Source organism: Lysobacter sp. (assembly GCA_013141175.1).
GTDB lineage: Bacteria > Pseudomonadota > Gammaproteobacteria > Xanthomonadales > Xanthomonadaceae > Lysobacter_I.
This window is the reverse complement of sequence record JABFRN010000001.1, coordinates 2,919,419-2,935,578: the sequence shown is the minus strand read 5'-3', so window position 1 is coordinate 2,935,578 and position 16,160 is coordinate 2,919,419. Positions and strand designations below refer to the sequence as shown.

At 66.7% G+C, this 16,160-nt stretch carries 19 protein-coding genes; 11 read left to right on the top strand and 8 right to left on the bottom strand.

Going from position 1 to position 16,160, the window contains the following annotated elements:
- From HOP03_12890 to HOP03_12880, 3 genes are read left to right on the top strand one after another with little or no spacing between them, the layout of a single operon-like run.
- Window positions 1–816, top strand: coding sequence for a hypothetical protein (locus tag HOP03_12890; protein ID NOT89064.1), 816 nt, complete (start codon window positions 1–3; stop codon window positions 814–816).
- Window positions 813–1,994: a M48 family metalloprotease gene (locus HOP03_12885; protein NOT89063.1), complete on the top strand. Its 1,182-nt coding sequence runs from the start codon at window positions 813–815 to the stop codon at window positions 1,992–1,994. The genes HOP03_12890 and HOP03_12885 overlap by 4 nt, the downstream gene beginning before the upstream one ends.
- Entirely contained in the window at window positions 1,991–2,596 is a 606-nt protein-coding gene (locus HOP03_12880; GenBank protein ID NOT89062.1) for a hypothetical protein, read from the top strand. The genes HOP03_12885 and HOP03_12880 overlap by 4 nt, the downstream gene beginning before the upstream one ends.
- Before the next feature lie 42 nt (window positions 2,597–2,638).
- Here HOP03_12880 and HOP03_12875 read toward each other — a convergent pair whose 3' ends face one another.
- The 6 genes from HOP03_12875 to HOP03_12850 all read right to left on the bottom strand — a co-directional run bounded on the left by HOP03_12875 (window position 2,639) and on the right by HOP03_12850 (window position 5,775).
- The gene (locus HOP03_12875; protein ID NOT89061.1) at window positions 2,639–3,004 is read right to left on the bottom strand and encodes a hypothetical protein; all 366 of its coding nucleotides are present in this window, start codon (window positions 3,002–3,004) and stop codon (window positions 2,639–2,641) included.
- A 21-nt stretch (window positions 3,005–3,025) separates the two neighbouring features.
- A complete protein-coding gene (locus HOP03_12870) occupies window positions 3,026–3,694 on the bottom strand; it encodes a replication initiation protein (protein ID NOT89060.1) in 669 nt (222 codons plus the stop codon).
- Window positions 3,695–3,722: 28 nt separating this feature from the next.
- Complete coding sequence (locus HOP03_12865) at window positions 3,723–4,187, bottom strand: hypothetical protein (GenBank protein ID NOT89059.1); 465 nt, start codon at window positions 4,185–4,187, stop codon at window positions 3,723–3,725.
- A gap of 117 nt (window positions 4,188–4,304) precedes the next feature.
- Window positions 4,305–4,799: a peptidylprolyl isomerase gene (locus HOP03_12860; GenBank protein NOT89058.1), complete on the bottom strand. Its 495-nt coding sequence runs from the start codon at window positions 4,797–4,799 to the stop codon at window positions 4,305–4,307.
- Between the two features lie 112 nt (window positions 4,800–4,911).
- On the bottom strand, window positions 4,912–5,403 hold the full coding sequence (locus HOP03_12855; GenBank protein NOT89057.1) for a macro domain-containing protein: 492 nt from the start codon (window positions 5,401–5,403) through the stop codon (window positions 4,912–4,914).
- A gap of 147 nt (window positions 5,404–5,550) precedes the next feature.
- Window positions 5,551–5,775 (bottom strand): hypothetical protein, encoded by a 225-nt coding sequence (locus tag HOP03_12850; protein NOT89056.1) that lies wholly within the window; start codon window positions 5,773–5,775, stop codon window positions 5,551–5,553.
- Window positions 5,776–5,890: 115 nt separating this feature from the next.
- On the opposite strand from HOP03_12850, the gene typA reads away from it, so the two are divergent.
- The 5 genes from typA to HOP03_12825 all read left to right on the top strand — a co-directional run bounded on the left by typA (window position 5,891) and on the right by HOP03_12825 (window position 11,348).
- A complete protein-coding gene (typA, locus tag HOP03_12845) occupies window positions 5,891–7,735 on the top strand; it encodes a translational GTPase TypA (protein ID NOT89055.1) in 1,845 nt (614 codons plus the stop codon).
- Window positions 7,736–7,757: 22 nt separating this feature from the next.
- A complete protein-coding gene (locus tag HOP03_12840) occupies window positions 7,758–8,267 on the top strand; it encodes a DUF2127 domain-containing protein (GenBank protein ID NOT89054.1) in 510 nt (169 codons plus the stop codon).
- Between the two features lie 57 nt (window positions 8,268–8,324).
- The gene (locus HOP03_12835; GenBank protein ID NOT89053.1) at window positions 8,325–8,825 is read left to right on the top strand and encodes a DUF2127 domain-containing protein; all 501 of its coding nucleotides are present in this window, start codon (window positions 8,325–8,327) and stop codon (window positions 8,823–8,825) included.
- A gap of 86 nt (window positions 8,826–8,911) precedes the next feature.
- Complete coding sequence (locus tag HOP03_12830) at window positions 8,912–10,579, top strand: amidase (protein NOT89052.1); 1,668 nt, start codon at window positions 8,912–8,914, stop codon at window positions 10,577–10,579.
- Entirely contained in the window at window positions 10,569–11,348 is a 780-nt protein-coding gene (locus HOP03_12825) for a sulfite exporter TauE/SafE family protein (protein NOT89051.1), read from the top strand. The genes HOP03_12830 and HOP03_12825 overlap by 11 nt, the downstream gene beginning before the upstream one ends.
- 22 nt (window positions 11,349–11,370) lie before the next feature.
- Here the strand turns inward: HOP03_12825 and HOP03_12820 are convergent, their stop codons facing one another.
- Together HOP03_12820 and ubiH are read right to left on the bottom strand one after the other, a co-directional pair.
- Complete coding sequence (locus HOP03_12820; protein ID NOT89050.1) at window positions 11,371–12,579, bottom strand: FAD-dependent oxidoreductase; 1,209 nt, start codon at window positions 12,577–12,579, stop codon at window positions 11,371–11,373.
- A gap of 8 nt (window positions 12,580–12,587) precedes the next feature.
- Window positions 12,588–13,865, bottom strand: coding sequence for a 2-octaprenyl-6-methoxyphenyl hydroxylase (ubiH, locus tag HOP03_12815; protein NOT89049.1), 1,278 nt, complete (start codon window positions 13,863–13,865; stop codon window positions 12,588–12,590).
- 132 nt (window positions 13,866–13,997) lie between these two features.
- Between ubiH and HOP03_12810 the strand changes: the two genes are divergently transcribed.
- The 3 genes from HOP03_12810 to HOP03_12800 are packed head-to-tail and all read left to right on the top strand — an operon-like array spanning window position 13,998 to window position 16,034.
- Window positions 13,998–14,519, top strand: a complete 522-nt coding sequence (locus tag HOP03_12810) for a hypothetical protein (GenBank protein NOT89048.1) — start codon at window positions 13,998–14,000, stop codon at window positions 14,517–14,519.
- Between the two features lie 40 nt (window positions 14,520–14,559).
- Window positions 14,560–15,120, top strand: a complete 561-nt coding sequence (locus HOP03_12805) for a cob(I)yrinic acid a,c-diamide adenosyltransferase (GenBank protein ID NOT89047.1) — start codon at window positions 14,560–14,562, stop codon at window positions 15,118–15,120.
- Window positions 15,117–16,034 carry a histone deacetylase family protein gene (locus HOP03_12800; GenBank protein NOT89046.1) on the top strand — a complete coding sequence of 306 codons (918 nt, stop codon included), beginning with the start codon at window positions 15,117–15,119 and terminating at the stop codon, window positions 16,032–16,034. Before HOP03_12805 ends, HOP03_12800 begins: the two co-directional genes overlap by 4 nt.
- Window positions 16,035–16,160: the final 126 nt, after the last annotated feature.

Sequence of the window (16,160 nt, the reverse complement as noted above, 5' to 3'; positions counted from 1 at the left end):
ATGTTAGCACAGCGCACCGTTCCGACCGCCGCCGCGACCCGCTTGCCGACCGTATCTGCGCCGGTTCTGCAACGATCCCGCTGGGCCTTCGTGCTGGCCTGCTGCCTGCTGCTGAACGCCTGCGTCTCCACGCAGACGCGGGTGGTGAAAGACGAAACCGGCCAGCCGCTGGCCATCGCCGGCAGCGTGGTGCTGGTGGAACCGGACATGGAGCTTTACGAAGTGCTCGCCGGCGGCGCCCAGGAACCGCGCAAAGTCTGGACCGACACCGCCCGGCGGCTGTATCCGCAGATGGCGCGCGACATCCTCGGCAGACGCGGCATGACCGTGGTTCCCGACTTCAACCTGCCGCCCGCCACCAGCAACGACGATCCGCTGCGCCAGCTGATGCTGCTGAACCAGGCGGTTTCGATCAGCATCCTCCAATACTCGCGCAGCGGCAGCAGCCCCAATAGCGGCCTGCGCAACAAGCACGGCAAGTTCGACTGGACCCTCGGTCCCGGCGTGAAAGCGCTACGCGATGCCACCGGCGCCGACTACGCCCTGTTCACCTACGTCCGCGACAGCTACACCGGCAGCGGTCGCGTGGCGATGCGGGTGGTCGGCTTCCTGCTGCTGGGCGGCGACATCGGCGGCGGCTACCAGATCGGGCTGACGTCGCTGGTCGACCTGCGCACCGGCCAGGTGGTCTGGCACAACCTGCTGGTCGATCAGGCCGGCGATCTGCGCGACGAGGCCGGCGCGCGCGAAACCGCGGAGGATCTGCTCAAGGGCCTCAACGACAAGCTTCGATCAAGCAGCGGGAGCCGGCGATGAGCCCGGGGTGGCGGATTCCCATGCTGGGGATGGTGCTGATCATCGCAGCGCTTACGGGCTGCGCTACCAGCCAGCAGGTCCGCAACCATCGTCCGGGCGATGCACCGGTCGCCGGCAGCGACGAGGACGAACTCTGGTACGCGATGCAGCGCGCCGAGGCCGAACTGCAGCGCGCGCCGCAGCGGGTCCGCGATCCCGCACTGAACGAGTACGTGCGCAAGATCGCCTGCGATGTGGCCGACGACTACTGCCGCGATCTGCGCGTCTACGTCATGGATGTACCGGAATTCAACGCGTCGATGGCGCCGAACGGGATGATGCTGGTCTGGACCGGCGCCCTGCTCCGCGCCCGCGACGAGGCCGAGATCGGCTTCGTGCTCGGGCACGAGGCCGGCCATTTCCGCGCCCAGCATTCGATCCGGCAATGGCGACGGCTCAAGGACACTTCCGCCGTGCTCAGCGCCTTCCAACTGGTGGCCTACGGCGCGGGCGTGCCCGACGCCGCGCTGCTCGGCGCGCTGGGCGCCTACGCCGGCATCTTCAAATTCAGCCGCGACCAGGAGCGCGAGGCCGACCGGCTCGGCTTCGCATCCGCAGTCGCGCACGGCTACGACCCCGATGCCGGCGCCGATCTGTGGGCGCGGCTCAAGCGCGAAGAGGACACCCGCAAGTACCAGCGCCGCGGCGTGGTGTTCGCCACCCACCCGGCGACCGACGAGCGCATGAGCGATATCCGCGCCGCCGCCGGTGCCTTGCCGAATCCACCGCGCGAACGTCGCCGCGACGAGTACCGCACGGCGATGCGGCCGTTCATGGCGCACTGGCTCGACGAAGAACTCGGCCGCCGCCGCTACGCCAGTTCGCTGCTGGTGATCGGCGAACTGCTGGCGGATGCGCCTGCGGAGGATCATGGTTTGCTCACGTTCTATCTCGGCGAAGCGCACCGGCGACGCAATGCCAACGGAGACCGCGCCAAAGCCGCCGGACTCTATGCGCGTGCGATCACCCTGCCCGGCGCGCCGGCCGCAAGCTGGCGCGAGCACGGATTCGCGCTGCGCGAGGCCGGGAAGAATGTCGAGGCCATCGCCGCGTTGAAACGTTATCTCGATCTCGCCCCGCAGGCGGACGACCGCGCTTTCGTGCAGCGCGAACTGGAAAAAACAGGAGAACGACCATGAGCCTCCGCCGCATGCTGCAGACCATTGTGTTGCAGACTGCCTTGATCGTGCCGATCTGCCTGCTGCTCGCCGCCTGCAGCACCGGCGGCGCGCTGGTGAAACCCGGCCCCACCATCGCCAGCGGCAAGCTGATGATCGACAGCGAAATGGAGTGGACCCGGATCTACACCGGAACCCGCTACCAGTTGTGGAGCATCGACGGTGAACTGCTCAATCGTCTGTATCTGATCCCGACCGTGCGCGAGAAGGAATTCATCTTCCTCGGCGAACGCCAGACGAAGCGGCGTCCCGATGGCGCCTTCTATCATCGCGGCCTGCGCCCGGACGAGTTGCGCGATCTGATCCTGGATGGGCTGCGCGCCGCCGGGACCGCCAACGTCGAAGCGCGCGACCTGCGCCCGGCCACGTTCGGCAACCGCGAAGGCCTGCGCTTCGAGTTCTCGCTCGCCAACGAGGAAGGCCTGAAATTCAAGGGCATGGCCGCCGCGTTCGAGCACGAGAAAGGGCTGTCGCTCGCGATCTTCATGGCGCCGTCGGAGTACTACTACCCGCGCGATGCCGCGAAGGTTGCCAAAATGCTGGACACCCTGCGGCTGAAGTGATGCGCGCGCGGCGACAAGGTCGAACGCACGTCCGATACGACATCAGTCGCCACCACCACCGCCGTCGCCGTCGCCGCCTCCACTATCGCTGCCGCAATCGCCGCCACTGTCGCCGGCACCGCCGCCGTCATCGCTGGCATCGCACTGATCATTGCTGTCGCGCGGATCATTGCCTGAAGCGCTACTGTCGCTGTAGTACGTGGTTCCGTTGTCGAACCCCCGGCTGTCAAACCCAGTGCTGCCGTTGACTGCAGCGCCGCGACGCGCATGACGGCGGCCCGAACCGCCGCCGCGCGCCACCAGCAGCAAGCCGATACCGATCACCACGAAAGCGGGCAGCTGGAAGCCGGCGAGCAGCGCCACGACCCCCATCGCAAGCAACACCAGCCCCGGTACTTTTCCCGACATGACGACACCCCGAGCGGCAAGTCAAAGTGGACGGCACTGTGCCACGAAATCGACGTGGTAATGCTCGTCGTGCCGCCACCACACTTTTCCACGCACGAAGGTAATGCGGTCGCGTAAGAATGGCCCGCGCCGGGTGGCGAACAGCTTCGGCAGGAATGCAGGCTCGAAGATCACCCGGCCGATGCGCGCGCCGGAACGGCGCCCGGACCGTTCCAGCGCGTAAAGATGTTCGCCCAGCGCATCGAAGTCGATACGCAGATCGCGATAGCGCGCATTGGCGTCGAATTCGATGTCGTAACCGTAACGGTTGCCCGCATTGCCGGGCAACGGCACCGAACGCCCCTTCGCATCGACCACCGGCACCATGAAGTCCACCGACAATCCGTTCTGATGGCTCTTGTGCGGCTTGAACGGCCCGCCCTTCGCGAATCCCGTTTCGCCATAGACGAAGGTCTTCGCCGGCGCATGCTGCGCGAGCGTTGCGTACGCACCCGCGACGGCATCCGCTACGCGACGATGCGTGTAGGTGCGCCCGAGGCCGACGCCGGCAGTGCTGTAGGCGCGGAAGTTCTTGCCGTTGGCCGGCAGTTGCACGGCATGCTCGATGCGGCCTTTGGCGGGGGTTCCGTGGCACACGCTGTTCGCCGCATGTGCCGGCAACGCTGTCGCGAGCAGCGTCGCGAACAGCATCGACAGCCGGATCACATCCACGCTCGACTCAGCGAGCGAGTTTGTAGCCCTTTTCGGCCGCCAACCGGGTCAAGGCATTGCCTTGCTCGATCATTTTCGATTGGCCCTGCGACAACTTGATCGCGGCGTCGCTCATCATCATCTGGTTCTTCGCGGCCAGGGCAGCCTTCACGCCTTTCGCGCCGTCGGTGCTCAGCGCGATCGCGTCCGCGAAACCTTGGGAAATCTTCCCGACTTCCGGCGTGCTCGCCTTGAACTGCGCCAATTCAGCCGCGTTCTTCTCCATCGCCACGATCCAGTCGTCCAACAGCGCGATTCTTTGGGCGTCGGTCGTGGCCGCAGCCATTTTCCGGCTCACATCCTGCGAAGCGGGATCGAGAACCGAGGTCGCGACGTATCGATCGAATGCCTGCAGATCGGCGACGACCGGGTCTTTCGCGCAACCCGTCAGCAACAGCGCCGAAAGCAGGACGGCGGACAAGATGGTTTTCATGGATGGCGTCCAGTACAGAGTGAATGCGGATCGATAATGGCAGCATCGACCATCCATGGCTGCCGAAGGACGGGACGGCTTCTCCGCAGTCCCGCCTTGTTTTTCATGCGGCGTTTTTCACGCAGCGAGAATCCTGTTCCACTCCGCCACGCGGTCGGCCTTCGCAGCGATGGCGGCTTCGGCATCGCCTTCGATCGTCAGCGACTTGATGGTGTCGCCCTGGCGGATCGTATCGACCACCTCCATGCCTTCCAGCACCTTGCCGAAGACGGTGTGCTTGCCGTCAAGCCAGCCGCAGGGGACATGGGTGATAAAGAACTGGCTGCCGTTGGTGCCTGGGCCGGCGTTGGCCATCGACAGCACGCCGCGCTCATGGCCGATGCCGTTGTTGGCTTCGTCCTCGAACTTGTAGCCCGGACCGCCGGTGCCGCGGCCCTGCGGGCAGCCGCCCTGGACCATGAAGTCGGCGATGACGCGGTGGAAGATCAGGCCGTTGTAGAAGCCGCGCTGGGCGAGGTTGACGAAGTTGGCGACGGTCAGCGGCGCCTTGTCGGCGTGCAACTGGATGCGGATCGGGCCGCGGTCGGTGTCGAAATGGGCGATCAGGCTCATGGTCAGGCTCCGGAGGGGTCGAATCGACGGGATAAAAAGGGGCAACACCGTACCATGCCGCCCTCCCCGGCGGACATGATCGGTGCGCCCCCTGGCCCTCCATCGGCCCGGATCAGAACACTTCGTCGGCTTGCGCCCCGGCCTTGAACGTCGTGTAGACGATCACCGGAATCCCGGCGTCGGCGAGGTACTCCTGCACCAGCGGCTGTACATCGACCCAGTCGAGGCCGCCCACACCCGTCGCGAGGCGCGGGATGGCGATGCTGGCGATCTTCTGATCGTCGATCTCGGCGCGCAGCGCCTTCAGGGCATGGCGCACATGCTGCAGGCTGGCCTTGCCGGGCTTGCCGCCGTGGTGGCCCTCGACGCCCTCCTGGGTGAACAGATTGACGATGCGACGGCCATCGGCGCCGGCCCAGGTCCACAGGCCGCCGGATTTCGGGTGGCCGGACTGGCAGTAATGACGGAAGTCCTTGTACAGCGCCGGGGCATGCTCGCGCAGCGACAGCGCCAGGCCGGTGTGGAAATCGTCGTTCGGGGCCACGCCATGTGCGATGGCCTGAGCGCGGGTCTTGAGGATGTCGCCGGTCACTTCCTGGATCATTCGGGTCGCCTTCTGGGCTGGTTGGGATGCCCACAGGCTCCCACGACAGCACCGCCAACGCCTTGTCGCCAGGCATGCGCGCGCCTCGCGAAATCCACTAGAATCGGAGGGTTGTGCGCGGGTTCCACCGCCTCGACCGGCAGGACGTCAGCTGCGGCGGTGATCCAGCAGCGACATCGCAAGACCGACCCAGGCGAACGCGAAGAACACGCCACCGACCGCCAGCAAGGGCAAGCGGAACGAGGCCGGCAGGGACAGCGCCACTGCGGAGTCCGGCGCGAACTGCATCAGCAACCCCAGCCCGAGCAGCAACAGGCCGATGGCATCGAGGGCGAACAGCCACAAAGGCGGCTTCCACGGTGTCCTGATCATGGGGATTCAAACTCCTGAACGGGCCGACTGAGCCATTGCTCTCGGCTGCCGGCTATAATAGTCGGCTTCCTTCACGACAAATCAGCATCCGGTCACCCCCGGGCGCCCATTCGCCATGTCCATTGAACGCCTGCGCAACATCGCCATCGTCGCCCACGTCGACCACGGCAAGACCACCCTCGTCGACCAGCTGCTGAAGCAGTCGGGCACCTTCAGTGAGCGTACGGTCACGACCGAACGCATGATGGACAGCAACGATCTCGAAAAGGAACGTGGCATCACGATCCTCTCGAAGAACACCGCGATCCGCTGGAAATCGCCCGAAGGCGAGGAATACCGGATCAATATCGTCGACACCCCCGGGCATGCCGACTTCGGCGGCGAAGTGGAGCGCGTGCTGTCGATGGTCGACTCGGTGCTGATCCTCGTCGACGCGATGGACGGCCCGATGCCGCAGACCCGCTTCGTGACCCAGAAAGCCTTCGCGATGGGCTTCAAGCCGATCGTCGTGGTCAACAAGGTCGACCGCCCGGGCGCACGTCCGGACTGGGTGCTGGACCAGACCTTCGACCTGTTCGACCGTCTCGGCGCCACCGACGAGCAGCTCGACTTCCACACCGTCTACGCCTCGGCGCTGCATGGTTACGCCGGGCTCGACCCGAGCGTGCGCAGCGGCGACATGACTCCGCTGTTCCAGACCATCGTCGATCACGTCGCACCGCCGCCGGTCGATCTGGAAGGTCCGTTCCAGATGCGCGTGACCTCGCTGGATTACAGCAACTACGTCGGCATCATCGGCGTCGGTCGCATCCAGCGCGGCAAGATCAAGACCAACCAGCAGGTCACGGTGATCGACCGCGAAGGCAAGACCCGCAACGCGAAAGTGCTGCAGGTGCTCGGCTTCCTCGGCCTCGAGCGCCATGAAGTGAAGGAAGCCCAGGCCGGCGACATCATCGCGATGTCCGGCATCGAAGGCCTCGGCATTTCCGACACCATCTGCGACACCTCGCGGGTCGAGCAACTGCCGGTGCTGACCGTCGACGAACCGACGATCTCGATGACCTTCCAGGTCAACGACTCGCCGTTCGCCGGCGTGAAGGACCGCAGCGGCGGCAAGTTCCTGACCTCGCGCCAGCTGCGCGACCGCCTGATCCGCGAGACCCAGCACAACGTGGCGCTGAAGGTCGAGGACACCGCCGACGCCGACAAATTCAAGGTCAGCGGCCGTGGCGAACTGCATCTGTCGATCCTGATCGAAACCATGCGCCGCGAAGGCTACGAACTGGCCGTATCGCGCCCGGAAGTGATCATCAAGGAGATCGACGGCGAGAAGATGGAGCCGTTCGAGTCGCTGGTGGTCGATCTGGAAGAGCAGTACCAGGGCGGCGTGATGTCGCGCCTCGGCGAGCGCAAGGCGCAGCTCACCAATATGGAACCGGACGGCAAAGGTCGCGTGCGCATCGATTTCATGATCCCGGCGCGCGGTTTGATCGGCTTCCAGACCGAATTCCGCACGATCACCGCCGGCACCGGCCTGCTGTTCCACGTCTTCGACCATTACGGCCCGAAGACCGACGGCGATATCGGCCAGCGTCAGAACGGCGTTTTGATCTCCAACGGCACCGGTCCTTCGCCCGCCTACGCGCAGATCGCGATGCAGGAGCGCGGCCGTCTGTTCATCGAGCCGGGCGACGAAATCTACGAAGGCCAGATCGTCGGTATCCACTCGAAAGACAACGATCTCACCGTCAATGCGCTGCGCGGCAAGCAGCTCACCAACTTCCGCGCCTCGGGCAAGGACGATGACGAAGGGTTGATCCCGGCGGTCAAGTTCTCGCTGGAACAGGCGCTGGAGTTCATCGACGACGACGAGCTGGTGGAAATCACCCCCAAGGCGATCCGTCTGCGCAAGAAGCAGCGCACCGAAAACGACCGCAAGCGCGCTTCCCGCGCCGCGTAAGTCGCGCTCCGCTCGCGCCGACATGGAACGGGATGCGCCGAAGAATCCGGATCATCGGGCGCATCCCGGCCTGCACGCCATCGCGCTGGTCGAGATGGGCAAGGGCGCCCTCGCCCTGCTTGCGGCAGGCACCATCGCAACCTTCGGCGCGGCGCGGATCGACGAAGCCATCGATCGACTGGCCGCGGTTTCGCACTTCGACGCGATCCATCGGGCGCTCTCCGCAGTCGCCCGCGAGATCAATCCGGCCTCGGTGCATCTGGTCGTGGCGGCGGTCGTGGCCTATGGCGCGCTGCGTCTGGCCGAAGGCTGGGGCCTGTGGCATGCGCAGGCCTGGGCATCCTGGCTGGGCGCTGTTTCGGTCGCGCTCTACCTTCCTTTCGAAGTGTTCGCGTCGGTCCGCCACCCGGGCTGGATCGCATTCACCGTGCTTGCCGTCAATCTCGCGGTGCTGTGGATCCTGACGCGCGACCTCCTCGGCCGGCGCAAGACCAGCCGTACCTCTTCCGCTCGCGACACCCACCGCGAATGAGATCTCCGACGCGATCCATCGCCGCGATCTTCATATGATCCCCGAGAACACATCACGATGAGCCAGCAGACCACCTACGATCCGAGCCCGCGTGCGCATCCCGGGCTGCATATCATCGCCCTGATCGAATTGAGCAAAGGCCTGGTCTCCGCCTCTGCGGCGACTGCACTGGCGCTGGTCGGTCCGTTGCCGATCCGCGCATTGATCGCAAACATCGGCAAGTATCTGCATTTCGATACGCAGCACAGTGCGCTCGCCCGCTTCATCGAAGGCATCACCCCGGAAACCGTGCATCTCGCGGCCACCGCCGTCGGCATCTACGCCGTGCTGCGTTTCGTACTGTTCTGGGGCCTGTGGCGGGTGAAGGCGTGGGCATCGTGGCTGGGCGCCTGCGCAGCGGTGCTGTACGTGCCGTTCTGCCTGTTCGCCCTGTGGCGCTATCCGGGCTGGCCGACAGCGGCCGTGCTGGCGCTCAATCTGATCATCGTCTGGGTGCTGGTCCGCGATCTCCGTCGGCGCAGCCTGGCGGCACGGCAAGCGGCGACTTCCAACCCGTAATCCATCCGTAGGCCGCCACGACGCTTGCGCCTTGCCTGCGGATACGAAAGGGTGTGCGGATTCGTACCGAAGATTCCGGAGGCTCCATGTTTCCGCGCCCGACCCTTCTGCTGTCCTGCAGCCTCGCCGTGGTCTTGGCGACGGCTGTCGGTTGCTCCCTGCGAAACACTGACGCTGCGACCATCGAAGACGCGGCTGCGGCATCCACGGACCGCAGGGAACTCGCTCTGGAAGAGGCCACCGTCGCGCAGCTGCAGGCGCGCATGGGCTCCGGCACGCTCGACAGCCAACGATTGACCCGCGCCTATCTCGATCGCATCGCCGCCATCGACGATGCCGGTCCGATGCTCAATGCGGTGATCGAACTGAATCCGGAGGCGATGCGCGAAGCCACGACACTGGACGCCGAGCGCAGGGCCGGCAAGGTGCGCGGGCCGCTGCACGGCATCCCGGTGTTGTTGAAGGACAACATCGATGCGGTGCCGATGGTCAATTCCGCCGGTTCGCTCGCGCTGGCCATGCATCGCCCGAAGCAGGACGCAGCGCTGGTCGCGCGGCTGCGCGAAGCCGGCGCGGTGATCCTGGGCAAGACCAATCTCAGCGAATGGGCGAATTTCCGCTCTTCGCACTCCAGCTCCGGCTGGAGCGGACGCGGTGGACAGACCCGCAACCCGTATGCGCTCGACCGCAGTCCCTGCGGCTCCAGCTCGGGGACCGGCGCGGCGATTGCCGCGAATCTGGCCACGGTCGGCATCGGTACCGAAACCGACGGCAGCATTCTCTGCCCGTCCGCCGTGAACGGGCTGGTCGGCATCAAACCGACGGTGGGACTGGTCAGCCGCAGCGGCATCATTCCGATCTCGTCCTCGCAGGACACCGCCGGACCGATGGCGCGTTCCGTCGCCGATGCCGCCATCTTGCTCGGCGTGCTGACATCCCTCGGTCCCGACGACATCGTGACCCGCGATGCAGGACATCATGGCGAAAACCATGCCGCAGCCCTCTCGCCCGATGCGCTGAAGGGCGCACGCATCGGCGTGCTGCGCGACAAGACCGGCTATCAGCCGGCACTGGACGCCACGTTCGAACGTGCGCTCGCCGTGCTGCGTGCTGCTGGCGCAGACGTGGTCGATGCCGACATCGCCACCGCCGGGCAGTGGGACTACGCCGAATCCGAAGTGCTGTTCCACGAATTCAAGGCCGGACTGAACCGTTATCTCGCCGACAGCGGAGCGCCGGTCGCATCGCTGGCCGAACTGATCGCCTACAACAACGCGCACGCCGATACGGAGATGCCGTGGTTCGGGCAGGACCTGTTCGAACGCGCGCAGGCGAAAGGGCCGCTGAGCGACAAGGCGTATCTCGAAGCGCGCGCGAACGCCATCCGGCTGGCGAGGGACGAAGGCCTCGATGCCACGCTGAAGGCGCAGCGCCTCGACGCGCTGGTGGCGCCGACCACCTCGCCCGCATGGATGATCGATCCGGTCAACGGCGACCACTTCAGCGGCGCCGGTTACGGTGTCGCCGCCGTCGCGGGGACACCCAGCATCACCGTGCCGATGGGCGACGTGCACGGGCTGCCGGTGGGCATCGTGTTCATGGGCGCGGCATGGAGCGAGGCGAAACTGATCGGCTATGCGTTCGGCTACGAGCAGGCCACGCATGCGCGCAAGCCGCCGACATTCGCGCCTTCGCTCGGGACGCCTTTGATCGGGACATCGACAACGGTGCCGCAGCGGCGCGATGTTCGCTGATCCCGAGCTCCAACTCTGGCTGCTGACCGCGCTCGCGGGCTTCGCCGCCGGCCTGATCGACAGCATCGTCGGCGGCGGTGGACTGGTGCTGACGCCGGCCATGCTCAACCTGCATCCGGGGCTGCAGATCCTGCAGGCCATCGCCACCCAACGCACCAGCTCGATCCTCGGCACCAGCGTCGCGGCCTGGAATTATCTGCGCAGGATCCGGGTCGAGCGCCGCGTGCTCCTGCCCGCATGCATCGCCGCCTTGAGCGCATCGGCGGTCGGCGTGCAGCTGGCGAAACGCATCGACCCGGACATCCTGAAATGGACGGTGCTTTCGCTCTGCGTCGTACTCGCGATCTACACCGCGCTGCGCAAGGATCTGGGGCTGCGCGAAGACCGCCGCTTCCACCCGAAACACGAAGCGATGGCCGCCGCCGGCATCGGCGCGGCCACCGGTTTCTACAACGGCCTGATCGGCCCGGGCACGGGGACGCTCATGGTCTTCGCCTTCGTGAGTTTCCTCGGCCTGGATTTCCTGAAATCGTCGGCGGTATCGAAAACCACCAATGTCGCCGCCGACCTCAGCTCATGGACGGTGCTGATGTTCGGCGGCTACGTGATCTGGGCGCTGGCGCTGCCGCTGATCGTCGGCAACATGATCGGCAGTTACATCGGCAGCCATCTCGCGATCAAACGCGGCCAGGGCTTCGTGCGCGCGGTGTTCCTGATCATCGTGCTGGCGCTGATCGCGCGACAGGCGTGGCAATTGATCCAGGCCTGAAACTCGAACGCCAATCCGATTTTCAAACGCCTGCCGCGTGCCGCCAGAGCGCACGGTTGAGTGGCGCGAGTCTGCCGACGAGCCCCAGCGCAGGGCCGCGCAGCAGCGTCGTGGCGACATCGTCGTTGGAAAACAAGCGATTGATCGCGCTGAAGGCATGCGCCGACGCGGTGGCGTCGCTGCGTCGGGCGCGGGCCCAGCGCGCGAGACGATGCGGTGCAGCCCAGTCGGCGCGCCGCGCCTGTGCGGATGCGATGGCGTCGCGCAATGCGGACACGTCGCGAAGCCCCAGATTCACGCCCTGCCCGGCCAGCGGATGCACGACGTGCGCAGCGTCGCCAATGGCGAGTACGCGACCGGCGACGTAGGCATCGGCGAGCTGCCGACGCAGCGGAAAGGCGATGCGCTTGCTCAGCGGGCGCACTTCGCCGAGACGCGAGGCGAAGGCACGGGTGAGTTCCTCCGCGAAAGCCACATCGTCGAGCGCCACCACGCGCGCCGCTTCGGCGTCGGGCAAGGTCCAGACGATCGACGAGACATTCGCCGCGTCGGGCCACGGCGCGCACGGCAGGAACGCCAGTGGTCCGGTCGGCAGGAACCGCTGCCATGCGGTGTCCTCGTGCGAATGTTCGGTCGCGACGTAGGCGACAACGCCGCGCTGGCCGTAATCTTCGGTGTTCGTACCGATGCCGGCGAGTTCGCGCAACGTCGAACGCCCGCCATCGGCAGCGATGGCGATGCGCGCTTCCACGCGCAAACCATCGTCGAGTTCCAGCGTGGCGCCGTCTTCATCCTGTTCCAGCGCGACCACGCTCGCGGGACAGCGAATGGTGACGGCCGATTGCCGCAGCGCCGCCCACAAGCGATCCTGCAGCAGTGCGTGCTCGATGATCCAACCCAGTTGTTTCACCGCAAAGGCATCGGCATCGAACCGCAATTCGTCCCCACCGGCCGCGTCCCACACGCGCATGCGTCGATAGGGATGCGCGCGTGCATCGCACACAGCAGCCCACACACCGATCGATTCGAACAGCGCGGCGTTGTCGGGCGCGAACGCGTACACGCGCGGATCGGCGTCCGTGGACAGCCATGCCGGCGCTTCTGCATGCTCGATCAGCGTCACCTGCAGGCCCTGCTGCGCCAGCGCCAGCGCGCAGGCGGCGCCGACCACGCCACCGCCGACGATGGCGGCATCCGCGCGGCGTCCGGCGCTGGTTCGGCGTTCGCTCATCCGGCGGTTCATGCGGCCACCTCGCGACAGAGTTGCGGCGTATCGCCGCGATAGCCCATCGCACCGGCGACGACCTGCGCGCGCAGCGCGGCATCGTGATCGAGCGCGAACAGGCCGAGACTGCGCAGCGACGACACCAGCGACGAAGGATTCGAAGTCAGGCGCGCAAGACCATCCGAGAACGCGATGGTGCGTTCGCGATCCTGGCGCCGGCGCTGCGCGTACTCGACGAGCATCGCCTCGCCGCCGATGTCCTCGCCGCGCACGCGACCGGCTTCGATGCACTCGACCAGGATCAAGGCATCGCGCAAGCCGAGATTGAAACCCTGCGCGCCGATCGGATGCAGCGACTGCGCGGCGTTGCCGACCAGGACCGCGCGCGACGCGACGAGGCGCTGCGCGAGCGTGCGCACGATCGGATACCGGCTGCGCGGACCGACCGACAGGAAACGCCCTGCGCGCCAACCGAACGCGCGCTGCAGCCGTTCGAGATACGCCGCGTCGTCGAGCGCGGCGACCGCATCGGCCTGCCCACTGTCCACGCCATGGATCACACCGTAATGACCGTCGCCGCGCGGCAGCACCGCCGTGGGGCCGTGATCGGTCAGCCGCTCCCAGGCGGTGCCGTCCGGCGCGCGTTCGGCACGCATGCGGGCGACGAACAGGGTCTGCTGGTAATCGTGCTGCTCGGCGGCGATCCCCAGCGCATCGCGCACCGCGCTGGCGGCGCCGTCGGCGGCCACCACCAGCTTCGCGGCGATCACGCGCTCGCCATCGCCGTCGGCGACGCGGGCCCGACGCATACCATCGACACCCGCTTCGACGAAGCCGAGAAAGCGCGCGGGGCGATGGCGGACCAATCGCGGCAGATCGCCGAGCTTCGACTCCAGCGCGTCGCCGAAATCGCGCGCCACCACCACGTGGCCGAACGCGGCGCGGCCATGATCGGCGGCATCCAGCAGCACGCGGCCGAAATCGCCGCTGCGGCTGATGTGGATGCGGACGATCGGCCCGGTGAGTGTGCGCAGGCGCGGCAACACGTCGAGCGCGCGCAGCGCGTTGACGGTGGCTTCGGCGAGGCTGAGATTGCGCTGATCGAACACCGCCGGCAGCGCGCCGGGCGGCGCGGCTTCCAGCAGCGCGGTGTCGAGGCCCAGACGGTCCAGCGCGATCGCCAGACTGGCGCCGACCAGGCCGCCGCCGACGATCAGGACATCATGGGACGCGGCAACAGACGCGGAACGGGACTCGGAAACAGGCGACGGGGCGGGGTCGGGCTGGGACATTGCGTTATGCTAACGCTCTGTGTCCTTTTCCGCCTGCGACCGCCGATGACCGTTCACGCCTCCCCCGCTTCTTCCAGCCCCGAATCGCGTGCCAAAGCGCTGCTCGCGCCGGGCCCGCTGACGCTGGTCGCCATGATCCTGCTCGCCGCGCTCAGTCGTCTGCTGCCGCATCCGCCGAATTTTTCGCCGGTCGAAGCGATGGCCCTGTTCGGCGGCGCCTATTTCGCGAACCGCGCATGGGCGCTGCTGGTGCCGCTGGCAGCGATGGTGCTGTCGGATATCGCGCTCGGTCTGTCGATGGGCGGCGAATACTGGAGCTACGTCGCGACGAGCCTGTCGTTCTGGTCGGTGTATCTGTGTATCGCGCTGTCGACGGTGCTGGGCTTCGGCCTGCGCGGCAAGGTCGGCGGCGGCAACGTGCTGGGCTATTCGCTGGTTGGCTCGATCCTGTTCTTCGTGGTCACCAATGGCGTGACCTGGTTCGGCTCGACCATGTACCCGCAGACCGGCGCCGGCCTGGTCGCGGCCTACGTCGCCGGCATTCCGTTCTTCAAGTGGACCGTGATGGGCACGCTGTTCTATTCGGCCATGCTGTTCGGCGGTTTCGCGCTGCTGCGCCGGCAGGCGCCGTCGTTGCGGGCACAAACCGTCTGAATATCGGCGCGTTCTTGTAGGAGCGGGATCAGGAACCACAATGGGCAACCGTCTCTCCAAGATCTACACCAAAACCGGCGATGACGGCACGACCGGACTCGGCGACGGCAGTCGGGTAGCGAAGGATTCGGCGCGGGTCACCGCGTACGGCACGGTCGATGAAGCGAATTCCGCGATCGGTGTGCTGCTGGCCTGCGATGTGCCCGACGACATCCGCACGCTGCTGACGATGGTCCAGCACCAGATGTTCGATCTCGGCGGCGAGCTGTGCATCCCCGGCCATTCGGCCATCGACGACGACGACATCGATCGCCTCGAACAGCAGCTCGATCATTACAACGATCCGTTGCCGCCGCTGAAGGATTTCATCCTGCCCGGCGGTGGCGAAGCGGCAGCGCGCTGCCATCTGGCGCGCACCATCGTCCGCCGCGCCGAGCGCGAGTGCGTGACGCTCTCGCACCACGACGCGGTGCGTCCGCAGGCGATCCGCTATCTGAACCGCCTCTCCGATCTGCTGTTCGTACTGTCGCGGGTGTTGGCCAGGAACAGCGGCCACGGCGAGATTCTCTGGAACCACGAGCGTCGCCAACGGCAGCGATGAGCGTCCCGGTCTTCAGCCACAGCGCCTGCCTGGCCCACGATACCGGGCCGACGCACGCCGAATGCCCGGCGCGGCTGACCGCCGTCACCGCCGGTCTGCGCGAAACCTGGCCCGATCTGGAATGGCGCGATGCGCCGCGCGCGACTCGCGGCCAACTGCTGCGCGTCCATTGCGAATCGCTGCTGCATGCCGTACTGGAAACGAAGCCCCACGAGCGGATCTGGCTCGATCCCGACACCATCCTGTCGCCGGCCTCGGCCGAAGCCGGATTGCGCGCCGCAGGCGCGGTCGTCGCAGCGGTCGAACTCGTGCTCAACGGCGAGGCCAAGCGCGCGTTCTGCGCGGTCCGTCCGCCCGGCCACCATGCCACCAGCAGCGCGGCGATGGGCTTCTGCCTGTTCAATTCGATCGCGGTCGGCGCCGCGCACGCGCTGGACAAATTCGGCCTCTCGCGGATCGCCATCGCCGATTTCGACGTGCACCACGGCAACGGCACCCAGGCGATCTTCGATCTCGAACCGCGCGTGGTCTTCGCCAGCTCGCACCAGATGCCGCTGTATCCCGACAGCGGCCACGTCAGCGAACGCGGCATCAACAACATCTTCAACGCACCGCTGCCGCCGGGCGCCGGCAGCGCGCAGTTCCGCGAGACCTGGCGCACCCGGCTGCTGCCGCACCTCGCTGCTTTCCGCCCGCAATTGGTGATGATTTCCGCCGGCTTCGACGCCCACCGCCGCGACCCGCTCGCGCAGTTGCAGCTCGAGGCCGAGGATTTCGAGTGGATCACCCGCGAACTGGTCGCCATCGCCGACCGTCACGCCGATGGCCGCGTCGTTTCCAGCCTCGAAGGCGGCTACGACCTGCAGGGCCTGCGCGAATCGTGCATTGCCCACGTCCGCGCCCTGCACGCCTGACCCGGTAGCCCCGTAGGCAAGCGCTCGGGCCCGAGCGCTTGCCATCAAAGCGAAGCCCCTCCCGCACGGGTGTTGCGGCATGGCTGGGTGTGCGGTCGTGGGGCGTTGTCGTGGAGGCTTGCGGCC

Coding starts and splice junctions, on each gene's coding strand:
- HOP03_12890 (NOT89064.1), top strand. CDS start 1: ATGTTAGCACAGCGCACCGTTCCGACCGCCGCCGCGACCCGCTTGCCG.
- HOP03_12885 (NOT89063.1), top strand. CDS start 813: ATGAGCCCGGGGTGGCGGATTCCCATGCTGGGGATGGTGCTGATCATC.
- HOP03_12880 (NOT89062.1), top strand. CDS start 1,991: ATGAGCCTCCGCCGCATGCTGCAGACCATTGTGTTGCAGACTGCCTTG.
- HOP03_12875 (NOT89061.1), bottom strand. CDS start 3,004: ATGTCGGGAAAAGTACCGGGGCTGGTGTTGCTTGCGATGGGGGTCGTG.
- HOP03_12870 (NOT89060.1), bottom strand. CDS start 3,694: ATGCTGTTCGCGACGCTGCTCGCGACAGCGTTGCCGGCACATGCGGCG.
- HOP03_12865 (NOT89059.1), bottom strand. CDS start 4,187: ATGAAAACCATCTTGTCCGCCGTCCTGCTTTCGGCGCTGTTGCTGACG.
- HOP03_12860 (NOT89058.1), bottom strand. CDS start 4,799: ATGAGCCTGATCGCCCATTTCGACACCGACCGCGGCCCGATCCGCATC.
- HOP03_12855 (NOT89057.1), bottom strand. CDS start 5,403: ATGATCCAGGAAGTGACCGGCGACATCCTCAAGACCCGCGCTCAGGCC.
- HOP03_12850 (NOT89056.1), bottom strand. CDS start 5,775: ATGATCAGGACACCGTGGAAGCCGCCTTTGTGGCTGTTCGCCCTCGAT.
- typA (NOT89055.1), top strand. CDS start 5,891: ATGTCCATTGAACGCCTGCGCAACATCGCCATCGTCGCCCACGTCGAC.
- HOP03_12840 (NOT89054.1), top strand. CDS start 7,758: ATGGAACGGGATGCGCCGAAGAATCCGGATCATCGGGCGCATCCCGGC.
- HOP03_12835 (NOT89053.1), top strand. CDS start 8,325: ATGAGCCAGCAGACCACCTACGATCCGAGCCCGCGTGCGCATCCCGGG.
- HOP03_12830 (NOT89052.1), top strand. CDS start 8,912: ATGTTTCCGCGCCCGACCCTTCTGCTGTCCTGCAGCCTCGCCGTGGTC.
- HOP03_12825 (NOT89051.1), top strand. CDS start 10,569: ATGTTCGCTGATCCCGAGCTCCAACTCTGGCTGCTGACCGCGCTCGCG.
- HOP03_12820 (NOT89050.1), bottom strand. CDS start 12,579: ATGAGCGAACGCCGAACCAGCGCCGGACGCCGCGCGGATGCCGCCATC.
- ubiH (NOT89049.1), bottom strand. CDS start 13,865: ATGTCCCAGCCCGACCCCGCCCCGTCGCCTGTTTCCGAGTCCCGTTCC.
- HOP03_12810 (NOT89048.1), top strand. CDS start 13,998: ATGATCCTGCTCGCCGCGCTCAGTCGTCTGCTGCCGCATCCGCCGAAT.
- HOP03_12805 (NOT89047.1), top strand. CDS start 14,560: ATGGGCAACCGTCTCTCCAAGATCTACACCAAAACCGGCGATGACGGC.
- HOP03_12800 (NOT89046.1), top strand. CDS start 15,117: ATGAGCGTCCCGGTCTTCAGCCACAGCGCCTGCCTGGCCCACGATACC.